The following is a 22,385-nucleotide window of genomic DNA, read 5'->3' on the forward strand; positions in this document are numbered from 1 at the left end:
AGCGCCCCGGAAAAAGTTCTGGCATACTTTACGGGCAGGCATAGAGTTGATCTCGCTGAATTGGTTGCACAATCAGTAGATCATATTTTCTCTATGCCTGTCCTTTTTTCTGGGGATTCACCAGCGCATTGCGGGCTTCTTTGTTAATAGAAGTCTTATTAGTGCATTATGAATAACATAGATTGAATCTATCCTTGAGCATCCCAATATCAAAAAAGCAATATAGGTAAAAGACATTACTGACCGGAACATCTGAGCGTATAATCAGTGAACTATCCACTGCGGTTATCTTACAAGCCAGAGTGATTTCGAATAAGGAATAGGCCATCAAAGTGCCGAAACGAACATATGCAATGCGGTATGTTGCAGGTCAACCGGTTGAACAGATTTTCCCTGGCTCTACTAAATTATTGGGGCAAGGGTTACCTCCAGGCACCCCTTTGCCGACCACGGAATTTCTACGGGTGATGGTGTGGAATATCTTTAAGCAACAGCGGGCTGAATGGCTGTCTGTGCTCAAAGAGTTCGGGCGTGATGCGCAACTGATGCTACTGCAAGAAGCACAAACAACACCCGAGCTGGTGAGGTTTGCTACGTCCCATTATCAAGCGGCAGATCAGGTTCCAGCCTTTGCGCTACCTCAGCACCCCTCTGGCGTGATGACGTTAGCGGCCACTCACCCAGTCTACTGTTGCCCATTGCGAGAGCGAGAACCACTGCTGCGCTTGTCTAAGTCGGCACTAGTCACTGTTTATCCCATTCATGATGGCCGATTATTGATGGTCGTGAATATTCATGCTGTGAATTTCAGTCTTGGTGTCGATGTTTACAGTAAACAGTTAGAGCCGATTGGAGAGCAAATAGCTATGCACCGTGGCCCGGTTATTCTGGCTGGGGATTTCAATGCCTGGAGTCGCCAGCGGGTTAACGCATTACAGTGTTTTGCTCAAGGTTCGGGTTTGGAAGAAGTTGAGTTTCCTACAGATAATCGTAGCCGCGCTTTTGGTAAGCCTCTCGATTTCGTTTTTTACCGCGGCCTTACGCTGGCAGATGCCTCGGTATTAGTGACGCGAGCTTCTGATCATAATCCGCTTCTGGTTGAGTTTCGGCCATAAAAAAAGCACCCCTAAGGGTGCTTTTTAACAGCTTTAATAGCGATTCTGACTTTATGCGTCCGGGGTTGATTTGCCGTTAACGAACAGCGTCAAGTTCAAACCTGGCAGCAATTTATTAGCTTTGCTGACTACCGAATTCCATCGCATCACATCGTCGGTGTTTACACCGTGACGCTTGGCAATACTGGCAAAAGAATCACCTTTACGAACTTGATAGGTGATGCTGTTGCTGCTAGTTGTATTGCTTGCCAGTTGCAGGGTTTGCCCAACTTTTAAGGTGCTCTTGGCATGTAAGTTGTTCCAACTCTGCAAATCGCTGGTCTTGATATTCAACCGCTTGGCTATCGTAGATAAGGTGTCGCCGGGGCGAACTTTATACTGCGAGTTTGATGCTGATTTTGTGCTGTTCTGTGCCAACTTGGTTGGTTGAACTGCGGCAATATCAGTATCTGCCAATGAATCTTTAAGCTGCTCAGCATGGGATTTCGGCAACATAATATAACGAGGACCGTGTCCAGCTGGTGCCGTTACATTGCGCTTATACCCAGAATTAAAGGATTTCAACTTTGTCAGTGACATCCCCGCCATCTCAGCCGCCTGAGTTAGCTCTATCTGCTGACCAACATCAACGCGCGCTAATGCACGGTCTTTGTCGGTGTCAGGCAAGTTTATACCGTACTTTTTGCTGTTCTTGATTAAATCACCCAAGGCCAGCATTTTTGGAACATAAATTGACGTTTCACGAGGAAGCGACAATGCCCAAAAGTTCGTCGGTTTACCCTTTGCCTTATTTGCTTTCACCGCTTGCATAACTCTGCCTTCACCGCTGTTATAGGCAGCGACTGTTAACAACCAGTCACCGTCAAACATCTTGTTCAGGCGCTCCATTATATCAAGCGCTGCTTTGGTAGACGCCACCACATCTCTGCGGCCGTCATACCATTGGTTTTGTTTCAAGCCATAATTTCGACCGGTACTTGGCACTATCTGCCACAGCCCTGCGGCGTTGGCGGATGATGTCGCGTGTGGGTCAAAAGCGCTCTCCACTATGGGTAGCAGTACCAGCTCCATCGGCATATTACGTTTCTTAATTTGCTCGACTATCAGGTACATGTACGGCTCTGCCCGTAATGTTACATCGTGGAGATAGCTCTTATTTTTTAAGTATTTTTGTTTCTGTTCACGGATCCGAGAATTTTCCGGAACCTTCATCTTCAGCTCGTCGCTAATGAAGTTCCACAAATCTTGCTGCGCGAGGCCACTGTCACTATCCAGCCATCGCGCGCTACCCTCTCGGGCGCTATTTGTGTACTCTCCTGCTTCACTTTCTTGACCTGCCGAAGACAAACTCTGTGCATGCTGTACAGGAGCCTGAACGCCCGTCTTGGACGTCTGGCACCCAACAAGCAAGACTGAGGCGAGAAATATCGCTTTGGTCTTCATGTGTGTGTCAATGTAGTTGCTTAAAAGACGAGCAATCATACTTTGCTTCGATAAAAAACACAACTAAAAGCTCAGAAACGGTCTTTCTGTGCACGTAATTCGGAAAAAACTGAGACAAGCGACTCTGGCGGTGACATTGCGCCTATTTTCCTTTGTAAATCAATGTCATCACAACGTAAGAAAACATTAATTTTCCTCTCAATTTGCAATTTTACGGGTAAACTAGGTCGATCTTTTGCCCGTAATTGCATGATTTCATGCTGATATGTAGCAATGTCTTTGTCTAATGGCAGAATAAAACGGGCAAACTTAAGATTCGCGAGAGTATATTCATGCGCGCTGCAAATTAAGGTTTCGTCAGGGAGTTGCGCGAGCTGTTGAATAGACTTGTACATTTGCGCTGGAGTGCCTTCAAATAGCCTGCCACAGCCCGCGGAAAATAGCGTATCACCACAGAAAAGATAAGGTTTGCTGTAGTATGCGATATGTCCAAGTGTGTGGCCAGGAACGGCAATAACTTGGTATTTTTGGCCGCTAATGGTCAGGTTATCACCCCCATTTACAATAATTGTCGCACCCTTATTCGCGGTTTCTTGTGGCCCATAGACTGGAATATCGGGGTAATGGCGGCGTAAATCTGCGACTCCACCGACGTGATCATTATGGTGATGGGTCAATAATATGGCTTGAGGAAGGTACTGGCCTTGGCTCAGAGCTGCCAGCACGGGAGCTGATTCTCCGGGGTCCACAATGACACAGTGTTTTTGTTCGTCAGCCAATAACCAAATGTAATTGTCTTGAAATGCCGGAATGCTGATAAGATTCATTAGATACCTCTTTTATTGGCAACAGTTTGAAAGAAGACGTTAAAACATGAAACCAGCACAAACACGCCAAAAGATTGATACGCCCACGTCTTGGGCTGAGTTACCTTGGGGAGAGTATTATCGTGCGGCGATTGAGCAGCAATTGCAGTCTTGGTGGCCGAAGTTCTTTGGTTTCCACTTATTGAAGATAGGCCATTTGAGCGCTGAAATCGCTAGCGATAAATGCGCAATCTCTCATCAGGTGAATGTGGGGGAGCAGGGCAAAAATATGCAGGTGCTTGCCAGCCCATATCAGTTACCTTTTGCTGAGAAATCTGTGGATGCTTGCTTACTGTCCCATACTTTAGCCTATGCCACTGATCCGCACCGCATTTTACGTGAGGTGGATCGGGTACTGATTGATGACGGCTGGCTGGTTATCAGCAACTTTAATCCCATGAGTCTATTGGGCGCAGGGAAGCTGGTGCCGTTATTACGCCAGCGGCAACCCCATGTTAGCCGCATGTTTACTCAGATGCGCTTGTTAGACTGGTTGAGTTTATTGAATTATGAAGTTTTGTATTTATCGCGCTTTCACGTGTTGCCGTGGCATAAAGAAGGTGGGCGCTTTATCAGCACCCATCTGCCCGCTTTGGGTTGTGTCAGCTTGATTGTTGCCCGCAAACGCACTATTCCATTGACGTTTAATCCGATGAAGTTCGGCGCACGTAAACCTTGGTTTAGCCGGGCAGTGGGTGCGACCAAAAGCTATCGTGACCAACCCTGAGTTGGCAGTCACGCATTAATTAGGGATATACCCGGTATCTTCCATCGTCGGTGAGTTTGCGCCTTCGCGGGCCAATTCATCGCAGCGTTCGTTTTCTGGATGACCGGCATGGCCTTTGACCCATTCCCATTGAATTACATGAGTTTGGATAGCTAAATCAAGACGTTGCCATAAATCGACATTACGCACCGGTTTGCGGTCAGTGGTTTTCCAACCGCGTTTTTTCCAGTTATGAATCCACTGAGTAATCCCCTGGCGCACATATTGGCTGTCAGTGCTGAGTGTGACTTCGCAAGGTGAGGTCAACGCCTCCAATGCTACGATAGCGGCCATCAGCTCCATGCGGTTGTTTGTAGTCAGGAAATAGCCAGCGCTAAAGGTTTTTTCATGTTGCTTGTAACGCAAAATTGCGCCGTAACCACCGGGGCCAGGATTGCCAAGGCAAGATCCATCGGTGAAAATTTCTACCTGTTTAGTCATCTCTGGTAGACTCTTCCTATCTGTTTAAACGTTAAGTCTGACATAAACGAGCGCTATGAGCACTGGCAATATGCAAGTTACACCGACCCGACAGATTGTTCTGGATACTGAAACCACCGGTATGAATAAGCTGGGCGTTCATTATGAAGGCCATAAGATTATTGAGATCGGTGCCGTTGAAGTGATCAACCGCCGTCTGACCGGCAGAAATTTCCATGTTTATATCAAACCTGACCGGCTGGTAGACCCAGAAGCTTACGGTATCCATGGTATCAGTGATGAGTTTTTGGCGGATAAGCCTACTTTTGCAGATATAGCGCCGGAGTTTCTTGAGTTTATCCGTGGCGCTGAGTTAGTCATCCATAACGCGGCGTTTGATATCGGCTTTATGGATTATGAATTCCGCATGTTGCAGCAGGACATTCCGAAAACGGAAACTTTCTGCACCATCACTGACAGCTTGTTGCTGGCGCGCCGCCTGTTCCCCGGCAAACGAAATAACCTTGATGCGCTGTGTGACCGCTACCTGATAGACAATACCAAGCGGACATTGCACGGCGCGTTACTCGATGCCGAAATTTTGGCGGAAGTTTATCTGGCGATGACCGGCGGCCAGACGTCACTTTCTTTTTCAATGGAGGGTGATCAGTCGCAGAATAATTCCTCAGACGACATCCTGCGCATTACTCGCCCAGCATCTGGGTTGAAAATAATTTATGCCGCTGAAGAGGAAATAGCCGCTCATGAATCTCGTCTGGATTTGGTGATGAAAAAGGGCGGTAGTTGTTTATGGCGCATGCCGCTGGAGACAGAAGACAGTGCGAATGCAGAATAAAACGGCATCCAGATGGAAAACTGTGCAAACGGCTTATTTTACTGGAAAAAGTATTGACGAGATTGCATTGCATCCGTAATATTCGAGTCGTTCTTAACCGGAACAGCAGCGTGGTGCGGTAGTTCAGTCGGTTAGAATACCGGCCTGTCACGCCGGGGGTCGCGGGTTCGAGTCCCGTCCGCACCGCCAACATTCAGAAGCCCTGAGTTATTGCTAACTCAGGGCTTCGTTGTATCTATACCCTTCGTACTTGAAGCCGCAGGGGTGTTAGCTACGCTCACTTACCCAAATCACTTACTTGAGTAAACTCATTGGGATGCATTCGCTTGCTGCCTACCTGCAACTCCAATTACTTTGGGTATACCCTTGGCACTTGAAGCCGCAGGGGTGTTAGCTACGCTCACTTACCCAAATCACTTTGAGTAAGCTCATTGGGATGCATTCGCTTGCTGCCTACCTGCAACTCCAATTACTTTGGGTATACCCTTGGCACTTGAAGCCGCAGGGGTGTTAGCTACGCTCACTTACCCAAATCACTTACTTGAGTAAGCTCATTGGGATGCATTCGCTTGCTGCCTACCTGCAACTCCAATTACTTTGGGTATACCCTTGGCACTTGAAGCCGCTGGGGGCAAAATAATAGAACTTCCCCCTTGGGTTACAGATCAATAAACCCATTTAGAATTTACTGCGTAACTTTCGCATTACCGGCTTCAGCAGCAGTTTTCACCCAGCCATCAAAGGTTGCCTGATGAGATTGGATCCAACCATTCACATGGCGTTCAATATCGGCATCTGAAGATTCACCGGCATGCATCCGCATGTTCTGGGCATTCACATCATTAATGGATAGTTTCATGATGGAGAACAACTTGGCGGCAGCAGGGTTAGCTTCGGCCCACTTTTTGTTGGCGACGATATGCATCACACTCGGCGGGAAGCCGTAGTTCGCACCATTAGAAAGCTGGGTGTCGATAGTCTTATCCGGCAGGGAAGAGAATGGCACCTGTAACCACACCACATCACGGCCGGGAACCAGCACGTCACTGACCCAATACGGCGTCCAAGTGTAATACAGAATTGGCTTGCCTTCTTTGTAGCGCGTGATGGTATCGGCAATCATCGCGGCATAGTTACCCTGATTATGGGTTACCGTGTCGCTTAGGCCATAAGCTTGGATTTGGTGGTTAATCGGGGCTTCACAACCCCAACCTGGATTACAGCCAGTGAGATCGGCCTTGCCGTCATTATTTGCATCAAACAATTTGGCGATTTTCGGATCTTTTAGCTGCTCAATATTGGTGATGTGGTATTTATCGGCGGTTTTTTTGTCAATCAAATACCCCTGCGCCAGCCCTTCAATAAAGTTACCCTGACGGTAGAACTTAGCATCGCCACCGGCGGCCGCATATTGGTCATTATGTAGCGGATCCCAGTTTACCGCCAAATAAGTGGCATCGCCTGCGGCAATGGAAGAGTAAGCGACATTGTAATCCACTTCTTTGGTGGGCTGGACGTCGTAACCGAGCTTCTCCAGCGCTTTATTGACCAGTGAGGTCTGGAAGGTTTCTTCCGAAATGGTGCTTTGCAGTGGTTGGACAGTAACGCCTTTGCCCGGTAATTCTGCGGCGGATAACTGAGTGCTGATCAGTGTGGTGAGGGCTAATACCCAAACTCCGGTCTTACGCATAATTTTCCCCTATCCCCTTTGTCCATGACACTGCTGCTGTGTTAGCGGCGCTCGCGCACCCGAATCACTTACTGATGTAAGCTCATCGGGATTTACTCACTTGCTGCCTTGCCGCAGCGCCAATGACTTTGGGTATAATTTTAGTGTAATGAATTGAAATTATTTGGTATTTAAAAATGGTTTGGTGATAAGCCCGATAGGGCCGGTGGCATACCAGCGGCCAATGCCTTTGCTGCGGCGGTCACGGCCTAATGATTGAGTCAGACGGTCGAGGATAATCGCCAGAATCACGATACCGACACCACCGACAGCGGCTAGCCCCATATCAAGGCGACCAATACCGCGCAGTACCATTTGGCCCAAGCCCCCTACCGCAATCATTGAAGCAATAACCACCATCGACAATGCGAGCATTAAGGTTTGGTTGACACCCGCCATGATGGTCGGCATCGCCAGTGGTAACTGTACTTTGAACAATAATTGGCGCGGATTGGCGCCGAAGGATTCAGCGGCTTCAATGAGGTCTTCCGGCACCTGCTTGATACCCAAGATAGTCAGACGGACGATGGGCGGCAGGGCAAAGATAATCGTCACCACTACGCCGGGCACATTACCAATACCAAACAGCATGACAATGGGCACCAGATAGACGAAAGCCGGTGTGGTTTGCATCGCATCCAGTAGCGGGCGAATAATTCGGGCGGCGTTATTGCTACGTGCCAGCCATATCCCGAGCGGCAGTCCGATAAGGATACAGAAGAACAGCGAGGTCAGAACCAGCGCCAGTGTCACCATAGCTTGCGACCATGCGCCAATAGCGCCGATAGCAATCAGGGAGACCAATGTCGCTACGCCCATCCCTAAGGTAGAAAACTGCCACGCAATCAGGGCGAAAACCAGAATCGCCACCGGTGCAGGCATGCCCAGTAACAGGTGTTGGAAGCCGCTGAGAATAAAATCAACCGGCACGCGAATACCTTGGAACAGCGGGCGGAAATGCAGTACCACCCAGTCAATACCCTGAGTAACCCACGAATCCAGTGGCACCCAAGTGTTATGGAATGGGTCCATCAGACTGAAATGTTCAGGAGTGGCCGCGGGCGCGCTATTCAGCCAATCGGTACTTTGTGCAGCTTGGCTCTGCACGGCCTGAGAAGCAACCTCGTGGCCTGCATTGGCGACGCGCTGGCTACCCTCGGCCATGCTGGCTCCCCATGGGTCAGCCGCCGCTGACAGGGTCTGAGGGGCAGAGTCGGTTGCTACCGGTGCAGCTGTCGCCCATGGATTGCTGTCTACGGGGGTGCCGCTTTGGATTTGATTACTCATTTGGCGTCTCCTTATCTAAGGCATGCAACAGCATGGCTTTGGAAATAATACCGATATAACTGCTGTTCTCACCGACCACAGGAACCGCGCACGGGGCCTGTGCAACCAATGAAATCAGCTCACTGAGGGGCATGTCGGCGGGAACCGGTGCCGGATCGGCCAATAAGGCGCTATCCAGTGATTGGTTCTCTGCCAATGCCTTTTTCAGTGAATCGATCGATACCACGCCGATAAACTTCTGCCCGCGCTCCAGCACATAGCCGTAATCGCGGTCTTCATCCTGAAGCAGTTTTAATGCCGAACGCGGGCCGAAACCCGGTGTTTTGCGGATCAAGGACACCGGGCGGCGGCGCGCGATATCTTTAGCACTGAAGACGTGGCTGATGTCGACGCCACGGAAGAAGGTGCGTACATAGTCATTGGCCGGGTTATTCAAGATCTCATCCGGCGTTCCGACTTGCACCACTTCACCGCCCTGCATAATGGCGATGCGATCGCCAATGCGCATGGCTTCGTCCAGGTCATGAGAGATAAAGACGATAGTGCGCTGATGTTTGGCCTGTAATTTGACCAGCTCATCTTGCATTTCGGTACGGATTAAGGGGTCGAGTGCTGAGAAAGCCTCATCCATTAACAGAATATCGGGGTTGTTGGCCATGGCGCGGGCTAAACCCACGCGCTGGCGCATGCCACCGGACAACTCATCGGGATAAGAATACGCGTAGTTTTCCAGACTCACCTGACGTAATGCTTCCAAGGCTTTTTCGTGACGTTCCTGTTGCGGGACGCCGGCTAACTCCATACCGAATGCGGTGTTATCCAGCACATTCATATGGGGCATTAAGGCAAAGGATTGGAAGACCATGCTTATCTTATTACGGCGTACGGTGCGCAGGGCGCTATCAGATATTTTGGCAATATCTTCGCCGTCGATCAGCACTTCACCGCGGGTGGGTTCTATCAGACGATTGAGAAGGCGTACCAGGGTGGATTTACCGGAACCGGATAACCCCATGATGACGAATATCTCGCCTTCTTCAATGGCCAGATTGGCATCTTTAACGCCAACGGACAAACCAGTTTTGGCAAATATCTGCTCTTTATTCTTACCTGATTCAAGTAGTTTAAAAGCGCGATCTGGATGCTCACCAAATATTTTATATAAATTCTTTACTTCGAGTTTAATTGCCATGCAGTTGGTGTATTCCTCTGTAAATTTTAAATTATGTTTATTCGATCAATATTATCCTGATGAAAAAATAGAGCGCCATATACCCTAACACAATGAGAATCTGAGACAACCCTCAATGTTCTTATAATCAATTGTGAGATGCTCATCATGTCAATATATATCTTTTTAACCTGTTAATTTACTTGCGTTAATATTGTGGTTTTTGACGTTTGATGAATTACCTAATATGACTGATGAGCCTAATGGCTAATTTGAAAGTTAATAGAGTAAATATTGTTCATATATCGGCAATATACTTCCAATATTATTAAGGGGGTTATTTCCTGAGGTAACGGCGCTGAATCCCCCTGATACTCTGGCCTGTAGCCGAATAGGGCACTCAATGAGAATTTAGGTTTTGGCTGCTGAATCGGGCCAGTTAATCATAACGGCAAGTGGGGCGGAATCTCCCCTTTGTCGTGCGAATGAAAAGGGGAGAATGTGCAAGTTAAGAAAGCTTAGAAATCCCAGTCTTCGTCCTCAGTATTGACTGCTTTACCGATAACATATGATGATCCAGAGCCGGAAAAGAAATCGTGATTCTCATCAGCATTGGGTGATAATGCCGCCAAAATAGCCGGGTTGACATTGGCCTGATCTGCTGGAAATAAGGCTTCATAACCTAAATTCATTAATGCTTTATTTGCATTGTAATGGAGGAATTTTTTGACATCCTCTGTCCAGCCGACACCATCATAAAGGTCTGCGGTATAGCGCACTTCATTGTCATATAAATCTTGCAGCAAATTATAGGCAAAATTCTTTATCTCTTGGCGGCGACTAATATCAACTTTCTCTAATCCTTTCTGGAATTTATAGCCGATATAATAGCCGTGAACAGCCTCATCGCGAATTATTAACCGAATCAGGTCGGCGGTATTGGTTAATCTGGCGCGGCTTGACCAATACATAGGTAAATAGAAACCAGAATAGAATAGAAATGATTCCAGAAATACACTGGCAATTTTCTTCTTCAGAGGGTCGTCATTATTATAATGCTCGAGGATAATATGGGCTTTCTTTTGTAGCGAGTTATTTTCCTCACTCCAGCGGTAAGCCTCGTCTACATCAGGTGTTGAACAAAGGGTAGAAAATATAGAGCTATAAGAGCGGGCATGCACCGCCTCCATAAAGCTGATGTTGGAAAATACCGCTTCTTCATGGGGAGTGATTGCGTCTTTGATCAGCGCTGGTGCGCCCAAGGTATTTTGAATCGTATCAAGCAGCGTCAGGCCGGTAAAAACGCGGATAGTCAGCTGTTGCTCCTCGGCAGTTAGTTTGGCCCAAGAGGGAATATCATTGGATAGTGGGACTTTTTCCGGCAACCAAAAATTAGCCGTCAGGCGGTTCCAGACTTCCAGATCTTTATCGTCTTCAATTTTATTCCAATTGATGGCGCTAACGTGTTTTATTATTTTTGTTGCACTCATATCATCACTTCCTTATTAGCCATTTTATTTATTACAATGAGCAGGAAACACAACCTTCAACTTCCGTGCCCTCGAGCGCCATCTGACGCAGTCGGATGTAATAAATGGTTTTAATCCCTTTCTTCCAAGCATATATCTGCGCTTTATTGATATCGCGGGTCGTGGCGGTATCGCGGAAGAACAGGGTCAGTGACAGCCCTTGATCAACATGCTGGGTAGCTTCAGCATAGGTATCGATAATTTTCTCCGGCCCTATCTGATAAGCATCCTGATAATATTCAAGATTATCGTTAGTCATATAAGGTGCGGGATAATACACGCGGCCAATCTTGCCCTCTTTGCGGATCTCAATTGGGGAGACAATCGGGTGGATGCTGGATGTCGAGTGATTGATATACGAAATAGATCCCGTCGGGGGCACTGCTTGTAAGTTTTGGTTATAAATTCCGTGCACCATCACTGACTGGCGCAAATCTGCCCAATCCTGTTGATTTGGAACGGAAATTCCTGCGTCGGCAAACAGTGCGCGCACTTTGGCTGTTTTAGGCTGCCAGCTTTGTTCTATATATTTAGTAAAATAGTGGCCCGAAGCATAAGCCGACTCGTCGAAACCTTTAAAGTAGCTGCCGCGTTCTATCGCCAACTGGTTGGAGGCGCGAATGGCGTGGTAGGCCACGGTATAGAAGTAGATATTGGTGAAGTCTAATGCTTCTTCTGAGCCATAAAAAATACGTTCGCGCGCTAGATAGCCGTGCAAGTTCATTTGCCCCAGGCCAATGGCATGGGATTCCTGATTACCTTTTTCAATTGATGGCACTGAGCGGATATTACTCATATCAGAGACCGCCGTTAGCCCGCGAATGGCGGTTTCAATCGATTTACCAAAGTCTGGTGAATCCATGGTGTGGGCAATATTCAGCGAACCAAGATTACAGGAGATATCCTTACCAATATGGCGATAACTAAGGTCGTCATTGTATTCAGTTGGTGAATTAACCTGCAAAATCTCTGAACACAAGTTACTCATATTGATCCGGCCTTTGATCGGATTGGCGCGGTTCACGGTGTCCTCAAACATCATATAAGGATAACCGGACTCAAATTGGATCTCTGCCAGAATTTGGAAAAACTCACGCGCTTTGATTTTGCTTTTTCGGATACGCTTGTCATCAACCATCTCGCGGTATTTTTCGCTGACACTGATTTCCGACATAGGGACGCCGTAAATCTGTTCTACGTCATAAGGAGAGAACAGGTACATTTCTTCATTATTCTTCGCCAACTCAAAAGTGATATCCGGTATAACCACTCCCAATGACAAAGTTTTAATGCGTATTTTTTCATCGGCATTTTCGCGTTTGGTATCAAGAAAACGCAAAATATCAGGGTGATGGGCATGGAGATAGACCGCCCCGGCACCTTGGCGAGCCCCTAATTGATTGGCATAGGAAAAAGCATCTTCCAGCATTTTCATAATGGGAATGACGCCAGATGATTGATTTTCAATGCGTTTAATCGGCGCACCCACTTCGCGAATATTGGTCAGCAGGAAAGCGACACCGCCGCCGCGCTTAGATAATTGCAGCGCCGAGTTAATGGAGCGGCCAATGGACTCCATATTGTCTTCAATGCGCAACAAGAAGCAGGAAACTAATTCACCGCGCTGTTTCTTGCCGCAATTGAGGAAAGTGGGGGTGGCCGGTTGGAAGCGGCCAGAGATGATTTCTTCGACTAAATCTCGTGCAACTTGTTGATGACCGGCGGCTAATGTTAGGGCAACCATACAAACACGGTCTTCATAGCGCTCCAGATAGCGTTTGCCATCAAAAGTTTTCAGGGTATAGCTGGTGTAGTATTTAAACGCGCCAAGGAAGGTTGGGAAGCGAAATTTTTTACTGTAAGCTTGTTGGAATAAGCTCTTGATAAAGCTGAAATCATACCTCTCCAGCACCTCTTTCTCGTAATAGCTTTCTTCAACCAGATAATCGAGTTTTTCCTGTAAATTATGGAAGAACACGGTGTTTTGATTAACGTGTTGCAAGAAATATTGCCGTGCAGCCAGGCGGTCTTTATCAAACTGGATACGCCCGTCGGCATCATAGAGGTTCAACATCGCATTCAGTGAGTGATAGTCCAGGTCACTGTTGGATGGATGGGTGATTTTCAGTTTTGTCGTTGCCAAAATTCAGTTACTCCCTTGCGAACGTTTGCCACATCTTCTGCTGTACCCAGTAGTTCAAAACGATACAGATAAGGAACCTGACATTTTTGGGAGATAATTTTCCCCGCCAGGCAATAGGCGTCGCCAAAATTAGTGTTACCCGCAGCAATAACACCGCGAATTAATGAGCGGTTATGGGGATCATTCAGAAATCTAATGACCTGAATAGGCACCGCCCCGACCGGGCTGCCACCGCCATAACTGGGTACCAACAAGATATAGGGCTGCTCCACCCGTAACTTTTCCCGCGCCCCCGCAATGGGAATGCGTATTGCCGGGAGTGCCAACTTTCCGACAAAACGGTGGGTGTTCTCCGACGAGCTGGAAAAATACACCAACGGATTCATTGTGTTGCCCTCATCAGGCACCGACCGCCTGAACCAATGCATTTATTTTGTCTGGGCGGAAGCCAGACCAATGCTCATCACCTGCGACAATCACGGGAACCTGTTGATAACCCAAAGATTTCACATGGTCTAAAGCTTGTTGATCTTCAGTTAAATCAACAACTTGATAAGTAATTCCTTGTTTATCCAATGCACGATAAGTGGCATTGCACTGGACACAATCGGGTTTACTGTAAATAATAATGATCATGATTCGTATTCCTGTTCGATCTTGAGAAAAGGCAAAATTAGCAGACTATTAGTATCTCTCGACTACCTGCCCCGATTATCAACCTCGATTTCATTCTCGCAGGTGATAAATTAAATACTATATCTAGTGTTTATTTAATTCAACCACACTATATGTAGTAATTTGATCAGGGGTAGGGGGAACTCAGAGACAAGACCGCCAGCACGGGGCTGGCGGTAGAGTTTGATGATAGTCAGCAGGATAAAAATATTTATAGCGCAGGATTTTGGTGGGAATGACTATTTACTAACACGGACGTTTTACTGGCGCAGGCTAACGGCTAATCGATTAAAAGCATTCATAATGCTGATAGCGAAAGTTAAGTCAGAAATTTGGGCATCAGAAAAATGCGCTTTTAAAGCATTAAATGTGCTGTCAGGTGTGCCGCTGGTGGTGATGTGAGTCACTGCTTCCGCCCAATCCAATGCCGCGCGCTCAGTTTCACTAAACAGATTACTGAGCCGCCAGCCAGCGATGACATCCATTTTGGCGTTGTCGAAACCATGATCGCGCAAGAACTTGCCATGCATATCCAGGCAAAATGCACAGCCATTAATTTGTGATACTCGCATAAAAATCAATTCAATCAGCGTTTTTGGCAACGAACTTTTATCGAGTGACATAGAGGCGCTGACCAGCGCTTTGTAGGTGACTGGCGAGAGTTCGGAAAAATAAAGACGTTGTTCAACCATGATATTTACCTGTGATGTTGGCTCTGCAATGGATGCTACTCTAGCAATACTATGGCCTATACTATAGGGCCATAAATGACTTATTTTAGTGGGCCATGATGAAAGCATTTTCACATCTGTTTAAGCTGGATCGCCAACATAAAGAACCCGTATATCGTCAGATTTATCAGCGGATTAAAGATGCAATAGTTCAGGGCACACTGCTGCCAGATACGCGCTTGCCCTCAGTGAGAGTGCTGGCCAGCGAGGTGGGCGTGGCGCGGGGAACAGTGGAAAATGCCTATGCACAATTAATTGCCGAAGGCTTTTTACAAAGCCGTGGGCAGGGGGGGACTTATGTTTCCGCTCAATTACTCGATGCTCCTCTACTTCCCCTAAATATGGTTGAACAATGCGAGCAACCGATTGTGGTTAATCATTCTTTATCCGCCGACCGTATGATGGCGCGGCCCTTCCAACTGGGGCTACCGGCGCTGGATGCTTTCCCACGGGCGCAATGGGGGCGGCTGATGAGCAAACAGTTGCATAACCTGACCGCCACCTCTCTCGGACACCCTCCCGCGGCCGGATTACCGGCTTTACGTGAGGCAATCGCCCATTATTTGCAGTTATCTCGAGGATTTAGCTGCCAAGCTGAACAGGTATTTATTTGTTCGGGTTATCAGTCATTGCTGGATCTTGTGGTCAATACGGTATTGAAACCGGGCGATCGCGGTTGGCTGGAGAACCCCGGATATCCCGCCACTCAGCAATTGATCCGCGAGGCTGGGCTTCTTCCGCACCCGGTCAATGTCGACAGTGATGGCATGGATGTGATGGCCGCAATCAATGATTGCCCAAATGCACGCTTCGCTATCATCACTCCGGCGCATCAAAGCCCACTGGGTGTGGCGCTCAGTTTAGCGCGGCGTATTGCTCTGCTGGAGTGGGCAGAGCAACAGCAATCTTGGATAGTTGAGGATGACTATGACAGTGAGTTTCGCTATCAGGGGCGGCCACTTCCTCCATTGAAAAGCCTGGATAGACACGGGAGAGTGCTTTACGCCGGTACATTCAGTAAGGTGATGTTTCCTGCGCTAAGGCTGGCCTACCTAGTGGTGCCACCTGAGCAGGTGGCTGTTTTTAATCACCGCTGCCAATTGCGCAGCTGTGCCAGCCCGCCACTGATACAGGCCAGTGTGGCGGAGTTTATTCATCAGGGGCACTTTTACCGCCATCTTAAACGTATGCGCCATTTGTATGCTGAGCGCCGTGAAATGCTGGCAGCTAGTCTAATGCGCCAATTGGCGGGGGTTATAGATGTTGAACAACAGGCGGGCGGAATTCAATTGTTGGCTCGGCTGGATCGGCGTTTTTCCGACAGCATGGTTGCTGCGCGCGCACAGCGCCAAGGGTTGGCGATTGAAGCCGTGTCAGACTGGGCATTGGAAAGAAACAGCCGGGTGGATAATGCACTGCTGATGGGGTTTACCAATTTTATTTCTGAAGCTGAGGTCGACAAACAGGTCGCTAACTTGGCGAAAGTGATTTTAGCGGGAGCATAAGATATCGGCGTCATAAAAACCTAGCCCGCCGTGAATATCACCCGGGCCACCGATAAACAAACAGCAAAACCACCGTAGACACAGCAATGAGGGTGGTGGGCTGTGGGTTTATCGGCCAGCAAAAAGATATCAGCGGCGAGTCAGCAGCACACCCAGTACCAGGCCTATAGCAGCACCAATACCGACACCTTGCCAAGGTTTATTATGTACATAACTATCAGCATTACCGGCAACATCACGCGCATGTTGCTTCAAACTGGTCGAGCCGCTGAAACGCGCTCGGGCATCGCGTAAGACCCCTTCAGCATTGTGGCGCACCTTAGTAAGTTCCTCTTTTGTTTTGTCACTTGATGAGCGCAAAACATCGTCGAGAGTATCCGCCAGAAGGGTAACGTCCTGATCGAGATCTCTTTCCACTTTTTCTGATTTCCTGAACATTTGACTCTCCGTTCTGTTTGATGAACATTAAGCATAGACCATCACAGCATCGGTACTCAGCTTCAGGAGTCATCCGAATAGGCAATAAACAGTAAGAACATGCTTTGTACATTTGGTTACTCAGCGAAACCAATCACTCACGGAAAGAAAAAATCCATTCCTCTATGATTCTTCCAACGGCCCCACCGGGGGCTTAGCGAAACAAACTCTGAGGATTTTAAAATGAAAAAAGTATTAGCGCTGATCGTTGCTGCAACCATGGGTCTGTCTTCTGTTGCTTTCGCTGCCGAAACAACTGCGGCCGCTACAGCAGCACCAGCTGCAACCAGCACTACTGCTGCTGCTCCAGTTGCAGAAAAAGCTGCACCAGCTAAAGCAACTCATCACAAAAAACACAAAGCAACTAAACAAACTACCGAGCAAAAAGCACAAGCAGCTAAGAAACACGAGAAAAAAGCACCAGCTCAAAAAGCACAAGCCGCTAAAAAACACCATAAAGCCGCTAAAAAATCAGTAACTGCGCCAGCTGCATAATAACGCCGGAAGGCGGGCGATATTGCCCCGCACAGTCGAGCCAACTTTAGACACCCGGTTAATACCGGGTGTCTTTTTTTATAGGCTAATCATCATGATCAATCGCTATCTGTTCGAACTAATTTTCAGTGTGATCACACTGTGTGGTGTATCACTCGCCTGTGCGCTGTTTCTCACCGATTCGGTCATCTAACATCAAGGCAAAATATGCTGCCGATACAGATAGGTTATGATTTGCTGCACGGTTTGTTGATGCAATTTTTCCCATTTCGCCGCCCAGATTCAGTGACTCATTGGGGGTAATAAAATAGTAGGCGTCAATCAATAGCAAGGGGGCGGTGCTGCATTCTCTCTGACGTTGTTCAGTGTCGCATTTGTCGGGATCCGGCTGTTATTCAGCAATAGTATTGACCGTCATGGTGGTTTGAAAGTGACTGTGGTTTCTTTCCTGATAGAAATCGTCGGTTTGTTACTGATTTGGGGGGCGGCATTGATTGTGGCTTTCGGAGTATTGCTCATACTGCGGTTATTACAGCAACAACAGCGCCGAGATAACGCCATCCGGCTGGATGGCGTGTAGACTATTCTGAAATAGTCGGTTTGAGCCAATAAAGACGTGGTTTCCCTTATTTATTACGGTAAGGTCGCTCAATAGTAGTTAAAAAAAGGGGAAACACATGTATTTGCGGCCAGATGAAGTGGCTAGAGTCCTGGAGAGTGCTGGCTTTATGCGGGATTATACGGTTGATCAGGCTTACGGTTATCGGAAAGCGGAGCATTACGTTTATGTCAACCGAGAAGCCCGCATGGGCAGGACAGCATTAATTATCCACCCAGCGAAAAAAGAGAAAAGTTTGTTGTTTGCCACACCCACGGCAACACTTCGTATCAGTGAGAAGTATCCCGAGTTTCCGCTTTATCTTGCTGGGGAAACCGAAGATCGCTACGGTATTGCCCACGGTTTTAGCTCAAGAGAAATGTTATTGCGCTACCTGAACAGTATGTTCCCGTAAATTTTTCCTATCCTTGCCGCACTCTATTTCAGCGCGCCGTAATGCCATCATTAATGCAGCACGGCGTCGGCTTCTTGGTTAAATTGCAGATTATAATTGCGGCGAAATTGCGCTAATTCAAAGGCATCCAAATCCAACTCAGCAAAATAGAACAAAGCCGCTTCAGTATGTTCGGCTGTTAGCATGGGGGAGATATGCGAGCGAACCAGCGTATTTCGCCATTGCATCACATTTTCGTCGGAAGGGTCTTTGATAAAGGTTTGGTAGATAAAGACCAGATAAGCCGCCTTTCTGACATCTTCGGCATAACCATTGCTGGTGGAGCGAATAAACATTTGTGTTTGACGCTGCCCCATTTCTTGCAGCATTGATTCAATATAAATTGGTTTTATCTTCAGTAAATTAGCCAGCGTATCCACGGCTTTGCGAGTATCTGAGGTCATTACACGATAACCCACAATAAAAACCACGATTAAAACAGCAATAATTATCCACGTCATGTAGTGTTTCTTTGCGCCATAAAAGGTGAAATTGACAACGTAAAATTATCTGGCTGTTAAATCGCCGTCCTCGATAAATCAACGAAATGATTACTGATTATTGCCACTGAAATTATCACTATTTTTCTGCTGATTATTCAGATGGTGGTTAAACGCGGCGGCATCTTTCGCTAGCGCATCCAGGTGAGCACCCAGCATTTTGATCTGCCTGACCAGAGAATGTTGCTCGGGCAAGGTATTCGCGGTGTTAAGCTTTCTCAGTAGCATGTCATTTTTAGCACGCAATGCTGTTTCCCGCGCTTTTGACTGCTCCAGCTCATGTTGCAGCGCGTTGTAACTTGCCTGCCATGTCTGATGTTGCTTTTCAAAAGTTGACTGCAACTCACTCATTGCATTAAGAAACTTGGTTTCAATCTCACGCATTATCATTGCTTTTCCTTTATGACGGCTTCCGATTTTCAGTGGCAGTATAGCGAAATCTGAGCATAACCTCACCCGCTAGAATGTGTCTTTCATTGCAGGTATTAGCAACATAACTGTGATGTTTTATCACAATTTTTTTTAATCTTTCATTAATCCATGAAATAAATAAGCCTTGCTATTAATGTCTTAGCATGCGTTAATACTTTCATCGGTTTGTGGTACAGACCTATTTATGTAAGCCATTTAAGTAAAGCAGTTCCTAGTTAAAGCGATATTTTTAGACATCACTTCTCCGACGAATTTCCTTCTTTAGTGCCCCCATAAGTAACTCTTGATAAACAGACCTCAATTGCCACGTATTGGCACAAAATAATGAAGGAAATATCTCTATGTCTACTAAAATGACTGGTTTAGTAAAATGGTTTGATGCAGGTAAAGGTTTTGGTTTTATTTCTCCAGCAGACGGCAGCAAAGATGTATTCGTACATTTCTCTGCAATCCAAGGTACTGATTACAAAACTCTTGATGAAGGCCAGAACGTAGAGTTCAGCATCGAGCAAGGCCAGAAAGGCCCTTCAGCTGTAAACGTAATCGCACTGTAATTTACACTGCTGTAATACACGTTTCGCTGTAATAGAAAGCCACGTTCTTAGTTGAATGTGGCTTTTTTATTATTCCGAATATTTAAACTGCCGCCGATATACTGCGGGTGTGATCCCCACTATTTGGCGAAATGCATTTCTAAAACCTTCAATAGTCTGAAATCCACAATGTTCGGCGATACCTGCAATATTGATTTGATCCCTTTCCAATAATTCCTTCGCTCTATGCATTCTCTCGTGTTGTAACCAAACTTTAGGGGTTTGGCCGGTTGCCAGATAAAAATGCCGTAAAAAGGTTCTTTCACTGAGCGCCAACTGTGCCGCCATCTGATTAATTGACCAATTTTCATCCAGACTTTCGCGTACTTTCTCCATCAATTTCGCCATATCGCGGTGAGTTTCTTTGACGACCGGCGTGGGAATAAATTGCTGTTGTCCCCCCCGGCGTTGCGGGGCCATCACTAACCGCCGAGCCACCTGATTGGCGATTTGGGTACCAAAGTCACGGGTGATCAGATGTAAGCAGGCGTCGATACCGGCGCTGCTACCTGCCGAGGTAATAATTTGTCCTTCATCGACATACAGTACATTCGCATCGACACGAATATCGGGATAATGCTGCGCCAGATAGTCGGTGTAGCGCCAATGTGTAGTGGCGCTTTTATCGCGTAATAACCCCGCCGCTGCCAGCACAAAAACACCGGAACAGATAGAAATAATACGTGCGCCGCGTGCGAACGCTTGCTGTAATGCATCAATTAGCGCCGGTGAAGGATGGGCGTCAGGGCTGCGCCAGCCGGGGATCACAATGGTTTTAGCCTGTTCCAGCAAGGCTATCCCGGCATCAACTTGAATGTGTAAACGACCATTGGCCGTGGAAATATGTTTATCGACACCAACCACTTGATGCTGATACCAAGGGAAATCAAATTCTGGGCGAGCCAGACCGAATATTTCCTGCGCAATACCGAACTCAAACAAGCACAGTCCATCATAAGCCAAGGTCGCGACCAGACCGGGATCTTGTTTCACACCATGGGAAGCTAAATGATTCATTGGCGGATCTCAGTGGTTTATTGTCATTTCTGCCACTGTAATTGGCTTATATTATTTCATAAAGTGATGCTTCAAAATATTTAATGGAGACATCATATGAGCAGCTTAGTGAGCCAGACTCCCCCGGCCTCTCCTGACCGGGCATTGCAGCACTTTTCTCAGCGTTTGGTATTTGAAACTGATTGCTCGGATGTATACACCAGCCAGCAACAGGGGACAGTGGACTTTGTTTTGGTCGATGTGCGCAATGAGGCCGCATTTGCATCGGCACATGTGCCGGGCGCTATCAATATTCCCCACCGATTAATGGATGCAACTTTGCTTTCTCATTATCCAATAGAAACTTTATTTGTCATTTATTGCGCCGGGCCACATTGCAACGGTGTTCACCGTGCGGCGGTCAAACTTAGCCAATATGGTTATAGGGTTAAAGAGATGATCGGCGGGGTGACGGGATGGAGCGATGAGGGGCTATCTTTGAATGATTTGGCTGATAAAATCGGTGATACAGCTAGCTGTGGTTGCCATCTTTGAATTTGCCTCTCTTTCTTGTGAATCGCTGTCATTATCACTATTATTCTTGGCACTTATTATGGAGTAGCTGGTAGAGTAGTCGCGGTTTAGTTCATTTCGGTAATTCAGTATGCGCTCTGTTTATCTGTGGGTGGTCGTGGTGGCAATTATCATCACTGCGTTGGTATCACAATTCAGCTTCTTTTTCATTGAGCCTCAGGCGAATGTTAATGAAGGGAAAGTTCTGGTGCTCAAACGAACTCCAAAAATGGGTTTTATTGATAGCCCTCGGGGTTATTGTCAGCGCGAATATCCCACCGAAGACTCGATACACTGCGAGTCGAGAGTTTTACCTCCACTATTGGAAAGTACCCATGCTATTTATGAACTGCCATTTAGTGATTATTTTTACGAAATGACATATCAAACTCCACAGTAAACTTTTCTATCAATAGCCCTAAACCCAATATATTCGCGCTATATTAATATTTTTAATATAAGTCACTATTAAATAGTTTCATTATGTTAATATTTATTACTAACAGATTAATCCGAGCGAAATTGGGGACTTTTCCTGTCTTTCAAATATTCATACCTCCAGAGTCAGTCTTTTGTATTCAGTTGACCGTTAGAATTCTTTTTGAGCAATTTGATGGTTATTTTTTGTTCAATTGAGTGGAGGGGAATAAAAGATAATTGCTTTCAGATTAGGCACTAAAGACATTTCTATACTCAAGAATGTCTACTTAATCACTCTCTTCTCATTCCGGCTATGATAACTTTCAATTAGTGGATAATCGTGTGTCGCCGGGGCTAATTTTATTATTTCGTGCTCTTGCTGATTATTTTGAATAAATGACGATAGCCAAAGGAATTGAGATGTCATTCATCACTTCGATTACCCCCCTAACTAGTAAGTAGCCTAACTAATAGGTCGAGTCTCTTGGTTTGGGGTGACTAATAGGCAAATGTTGTTGCTAATTCGCAGGAGAAAGATTATTCCTACCCTTTTGATCTCACTGTTTTTTGTGACTTTTATAGATGTAGATCAATTTTATTTATAATGCATT

At 46.7% G+C, this 22,385-nt stretch carries 24 protein-coding genes, 1 tRNA gene and 1 pseudogene; 11 read left to right on the forward strand and 15 right to left on the reverse strand.

Features of this window, described 5'->3' with window-relative positions:
- Nucleotides 1-332: 332 nt before the first annotated feature.
- Nucleotides 333-1,115 (forward strand): endonuclease/exonuclease/phosphatase family protein, encoded by a 783-nt coding sequence (locus OVO64_RS17795; RefSeq protein WP_071841736.1) that lies wholly within the window; start codon nucleotides 333-335, stop codon nucleotides 1,113-1,115.
- Nucleotides 1,116-1,166: 51 nt separating this feature from the next.
- Here the strand turns inward: OVO64_RS17795 and mltD are convergent, their stop codons facing one another.
- Nucleotides 1,167-2,558, reverse strand: a complete 1,392-nt coding sequence (gene mltD, locus OVO64_RS17800; protein WP_038635772.1) for a murein transglycosylase D — start codon at nucleotides 2,556-2,558, stop codon at nucleotides 1,167-1,169.
- 71 nt (nucleotides 2,559-2,629) lie between these two features.
- Nucleotides 2,630-3,385: a hydroxyacylglutathione hydrolase gene (gene gloB, locus OVO64_RS17805; RefSeq protein ID WP_038635770.1), complete on the reverse strand. Its 756-nt coding sequence runs from the start codon at nucleotides 3,383-3,385 to the stop codon at nucleotides 2,630-2,632.
- Nucleotides 3,386-3,431: 46 nt separating this feature from the next.
- Between gloB and OVO64_RS17810 the strand changes: the two genes are divergently transcribed.
- Nucleotides 3,432-4,151 (forward strand): class I SAM-dependent methyltransferase, encoded by a 720-nt coding sequence (locus OVO64_RS17810; RefSeq protein WP_145586005.1) that lies wholly within the window; start codon nucleotides 3,432-3,434, stop codon nucleotides 4,149-4,151.
- 15 nt (nucleotides 4,152-4,166) lie between these two features.
- Here the strand turns inward: OVO64_RS17810 and rnhA are convergent, their stop codons facing one another.
- Nucleotides 4,167-4,631 (reverse strand): ribonuclease HI, encoded by a 465-nt coding sequence (rnhA, locus tag OVO64_RS17815; protein WP_004390359.1) that lies wholly within the window; start codon nucleotides 4,629-4,631, stop codon nucleotides 4,167-4,169.
- Nucleotides 4,632-4,701: 70 nt separating this feature from the next.
- Between rnhA and dnaQ the strand changes: the two genes are divergently transcribed.
- Both dnaQ and OVO64_RS17825 read left to right on the forward strand, forming a co-directional pair.
- Nucleotides 4,702-5,466, forward strand: a complete 765-nt coding sequence (gene dnaQ / locus OVO64_RS17820) for a DNA polymerase III subunit epsilon (RefSeq protein ID WP_038635763.1) — start codon at nucleotides 4,702-4,704, stop codon at nucleotides 5,464-5,466.
- A gap of 112 nt (nucleotides 5,467-5,578) precedes the next feature.
- A tRNA-Asp gene (locus OVO64_RS17825) sits at nucleotides 5,579-5,655 on the forward strand.
- 496 nt (nucleotides 5,656-6,151) lie between these two features.
- Here OVO64_RS17825 and proX read toward each other — a convergent pair.
- The 8 genes from proX to OVO64_RS17865 form a co-directional block, all read right to left on the reverse strand.
- Entirely contained in the window at nucleotides 6,152-7,156 is a 1,005-nt protein-coding gene (proX, locus tag OVO64_RS17830) for a glycine betaine/L-proline ABC transporter substrate-binding protein ProX (protein ID WP_038635760.1), read from the reverse strand.
- Nucleotides 7,157-7,315: 159 nt separating this feature from the next.
- Nucleotides 7,316-8,482 (reverse strand): glycine betaine/L-proline ABC transporter permease ProW, encoded by a 1,167-nt coding sequence (gene proW, locus OVO64_RS17835; RefSeq protein ID WP_145509629.1) that lies wholly within the window; start codon nucleotides 8,480-8,482, stop codon nucleotides 7,316-7,318.
- The gene (gene proV, locus OVO64_RS17840) at nucleotides 8,475-9,674 is read right to left on the reverse strand and encodes a glycine betaine/L-proline ABC transporter ATP-binding protein ProV (protein WP_038635756.1); all 1,200 of its coding nucleotides are present in this window, start codon (nucleotides 9,672-9,674) and stop codon (nucleotides 8,475-8,477) included. Before proV ends, proW begins: the two co-directional genes overlap by 8 nt.
- 497 nt (nucleotides 9,675-10,171) lie before the next feature.
- The gene (nrdF, locus tag OVO64_RS17845; RefSeq protein ID WP_038635753.1) at nucleotides 10,172-11,143 is read right to left on the reverse strand and encodes a class 1b ribonucleoside-diphosphate reductase subunit beta; all 972 of its coding nucleotides are present in this window, start codon (nucleotides 11,141-11,143) and stop codon (nucleotides 10,172-10,174) included.
- A 31-nt stretch (nucleotides 11,144-11,174) separates the two neighbouring features.
- Nucleotides 11,175-13,325 (reverse strand): class 1b ribonucleoside-diphosphate reductase subunit alpha, encoded by a 2,151-nt coding sequence (nrdE, locus tag OVO64_RS17850; RefSeq protein ID WP_038635750.1) that lies wholly within the window; start codon nucleotides 13,323-13,325, stop codon nucleotides 11,175-11,177.
- The gene (gene nrdI, locus OVO64_RS17855) at nucleotides 13,307-13,711 is read right to left on the reverse strand and encodes a class Ib ribonucleoside-diphosphate reductase assembly flavoprotein NrdI (protein WP_038635747.1); all 405 of its coding nucleotides are present in this window, start codon (nucleotides 13,709-13,711) and stop codon (nucleotides 13,307-13,309) included. Before nrdI ends, nrdE begins: the two co-directional genes overlap by 19 nt.
- 13 nt (nucleotides 13,712-13,724) lie before the next feature.
- Entirely contained in the window at nucleotides 13,725-13,961 is a 237-nt protein-coding gene (locus OVO64_RS17860; protein ID WP_038635744.1) for a redoxin NrdH, read from the reverse strand.
- A gap of 299 nt (nucleotides 13,962-14,260) precedes the next feature.
- The gene (locus OVO64_RS17865) at nucleotides 14,261-14,692 is read right to left on the reverse strand and encodes a carboxymuconolactone decarboxylase family protein (RefSeq protein ID WP_038635740.1); all 432 of its coding nucleotides are present in this window, start codon (nucleotides 14,690-14,692) and stop codon (nucleotides 14,261-14,263) included.
- Between the two features lie 95 nt (nucleotides 14,693-14,787).
- Between OVO64_RS17865 and OVO64_RS17870 the strand changes: the two genes are divergently transcribed.
- Nucleotides 14,788-16,236 (forward strand): PLP-dependent aminotransferase family protein, encoded by a 1,449-nt coding sequence (locus tag OVO64_RS17870; RefSeq protein WP_038635737.1) that lies wholly within the window; start codon nucleotides 14,788-14,790, stop codon nucleotides 16,234-16,236.
- A gap of 129 nt (nucleotides 16,237-16,365) precedes the next feature.
- Here the strand turns inward: OVO64_RS17870 and OVO64_RS17875 are convergent, their stop codons facing one another.
- Entirely contained in the window at nucleotides 16,366-16,674 is a 309-nt protein-coding gene (locus OVO64_RS17875; protein ID WP_038635735.1) for a DUF883 family protein, read from the reverse strand.
- A gap of 222 nt (nucleotides 16,675-16,896) precedes the next feature.
- Here OVO64_RS17875 and asr point away from each other — a divergent pair, with 222 nt between their 5' ends.
- The 3 genes and pseudogenes from asr to OVO64_RS17890 all read left to right on the forward strand — a co-directional run bounded on the left by asr (nucleotide 16,897) and on the right by OVO64_RS17890 (nucleotide 18,221).
- Nucleotides 16,897-17,208 (forward strand): acid resistance repetitive basic protein Asr, encoded by a 312-nt coding sequence (asr, locus tag OVO64_RS17880; RefSeq protein WP_038635732.1) that lies wholly within the window; start codon nucleotides 16,897-16,899, stop codon nucleotides 17,206-17,208.
- Nucleotides 17,209-17,545: 337 nt separating this feature from the next.
- Nucleotides 17,546-17,788, forward strand: a pseudogene (locus OVO64_RS17885) (hypothetical protein); the annotation flags it as partial.
- A 97-nt stretch (nucleotides 17,789-17,885) separates the two neighbouring features.
- Nucleotides 17,886-18,221, forward strand: coding sequence for a DUF2002 family protein (locus tag OVO64_RS17890; protein WP_038635727.1), 336 nt, complete (start codon nucleotides 17,886-17,888; stop codon nucleotides 18,219-18,221).
- 50 nt (nucleotides 18,222-18,271) lie between these two features.
- Here the strand turns inward: OVO64_RS17890 and OVO64_RS17895 are convergent, their stop codons facing one another.
- Nucleotides 18,272-18,721, reverse strand: coding sequence for a DUF1198 domain-containing protein (locus OVO64_RS17895; RefSeq protein ID WP_004390382.1), 450 nt, complete (start codon nucleotides 18,719-18,721; stop codon nucleotides 18,272-18,274).
- A gap of 90 nt (nucleotides 18,722-18,811) precedes the next feature.
- On the reverse strand, nucleotides 18,812-19,150 hold the full coding sequence (locus OVO64_RS17900) for an MbeD/MobD family mobilization/exclusion protein (protein WP_038635724.1): 339 nt from the start codon (nucleotides 19,148-19,150) through the stop codon (nucleotides 18,812-18,814).
- Nucleotides 19,151-19,533: 383 nt separating this feature from the next.
- Here OVO64_RS17900 and OVO64_RS17905 point away from each other — a divergent pair, with 383 nt between their 5' ends.
- Entirely contained in the window at nucleotides 19,534-19,746 is a 213-nt protein-coding gene (locus tag OVO64_RS17905) for a cold shock domain-containing protein (protein WP_038635721.1), read from the forward strand.
- A gap of 69 nt (nucleotides 19,747-19,815) precedes the next feature.
- Here the strand turns inward: OVO64_RS17905 and ftrA are convergent, their stop codons facing one another.
- Nucleotides 19,816-20,802, reverse strand: coding sequence for a transcriptional regulator FtrA (gene ftrA, locus OVO64_RS17910; protein WP_038635718.1), 987 nt, complete (start codon nucleotides 20,800-20,802; stop codon nucleotides 19,816-19,818).
- Between the two features lie 96 nt (nucleotides 20,803-20,898).
- On the opposite strand from ftrA, the gene OVO64_RS17915 reads away from it, so the two are divergent.
- Both OVO64_RS17915 and OVO64_RS17920 read left to right on the forward strand, forming a co-directional pair.
- The gene (locus OVO64_RS17915) at nucleotides 20,899-21,336 is read left to right on the forward strand and encodes a rhodanese-like domain-containing protein (protein WP_267248922.1); all 438 of its coding nucleotides are present in this window, start codon (nucleotides 20,899-20,901) and stop codon (nucleotides 21,334-21,336) included.
- A 109-nt stretch (nucleotides 21,337-21,445) separates the two neighbouring features.
- Nucleotides 21,446-21,754 carry a hypothetical protein gene (locus tag OVO64_RS17920; RefSeq protein ID WP_038635712.1) on the forward strand — a complete coding sequence of 103 codons (309 nt, stop codon included), beginning with the start codon at nucleotides 21,446-21,448 and terminating at the stop codon, nucleotides 21,752-21,754.
- Nucleotides 21,755-22,385 lie beyond the last annotated feature (631 nt).

The organism is Yersinia sp. Marseille-Q5920 (genome assembly GCF_946902935.1).
In the GTDB taxonomy this organism is placed as follows: Bacteria; Pseudomonadota; Gammaproteobacteria; order Enterobacterales; family Enterobacteriaceae; genus Yersinia; species Yersinia rochesterensis.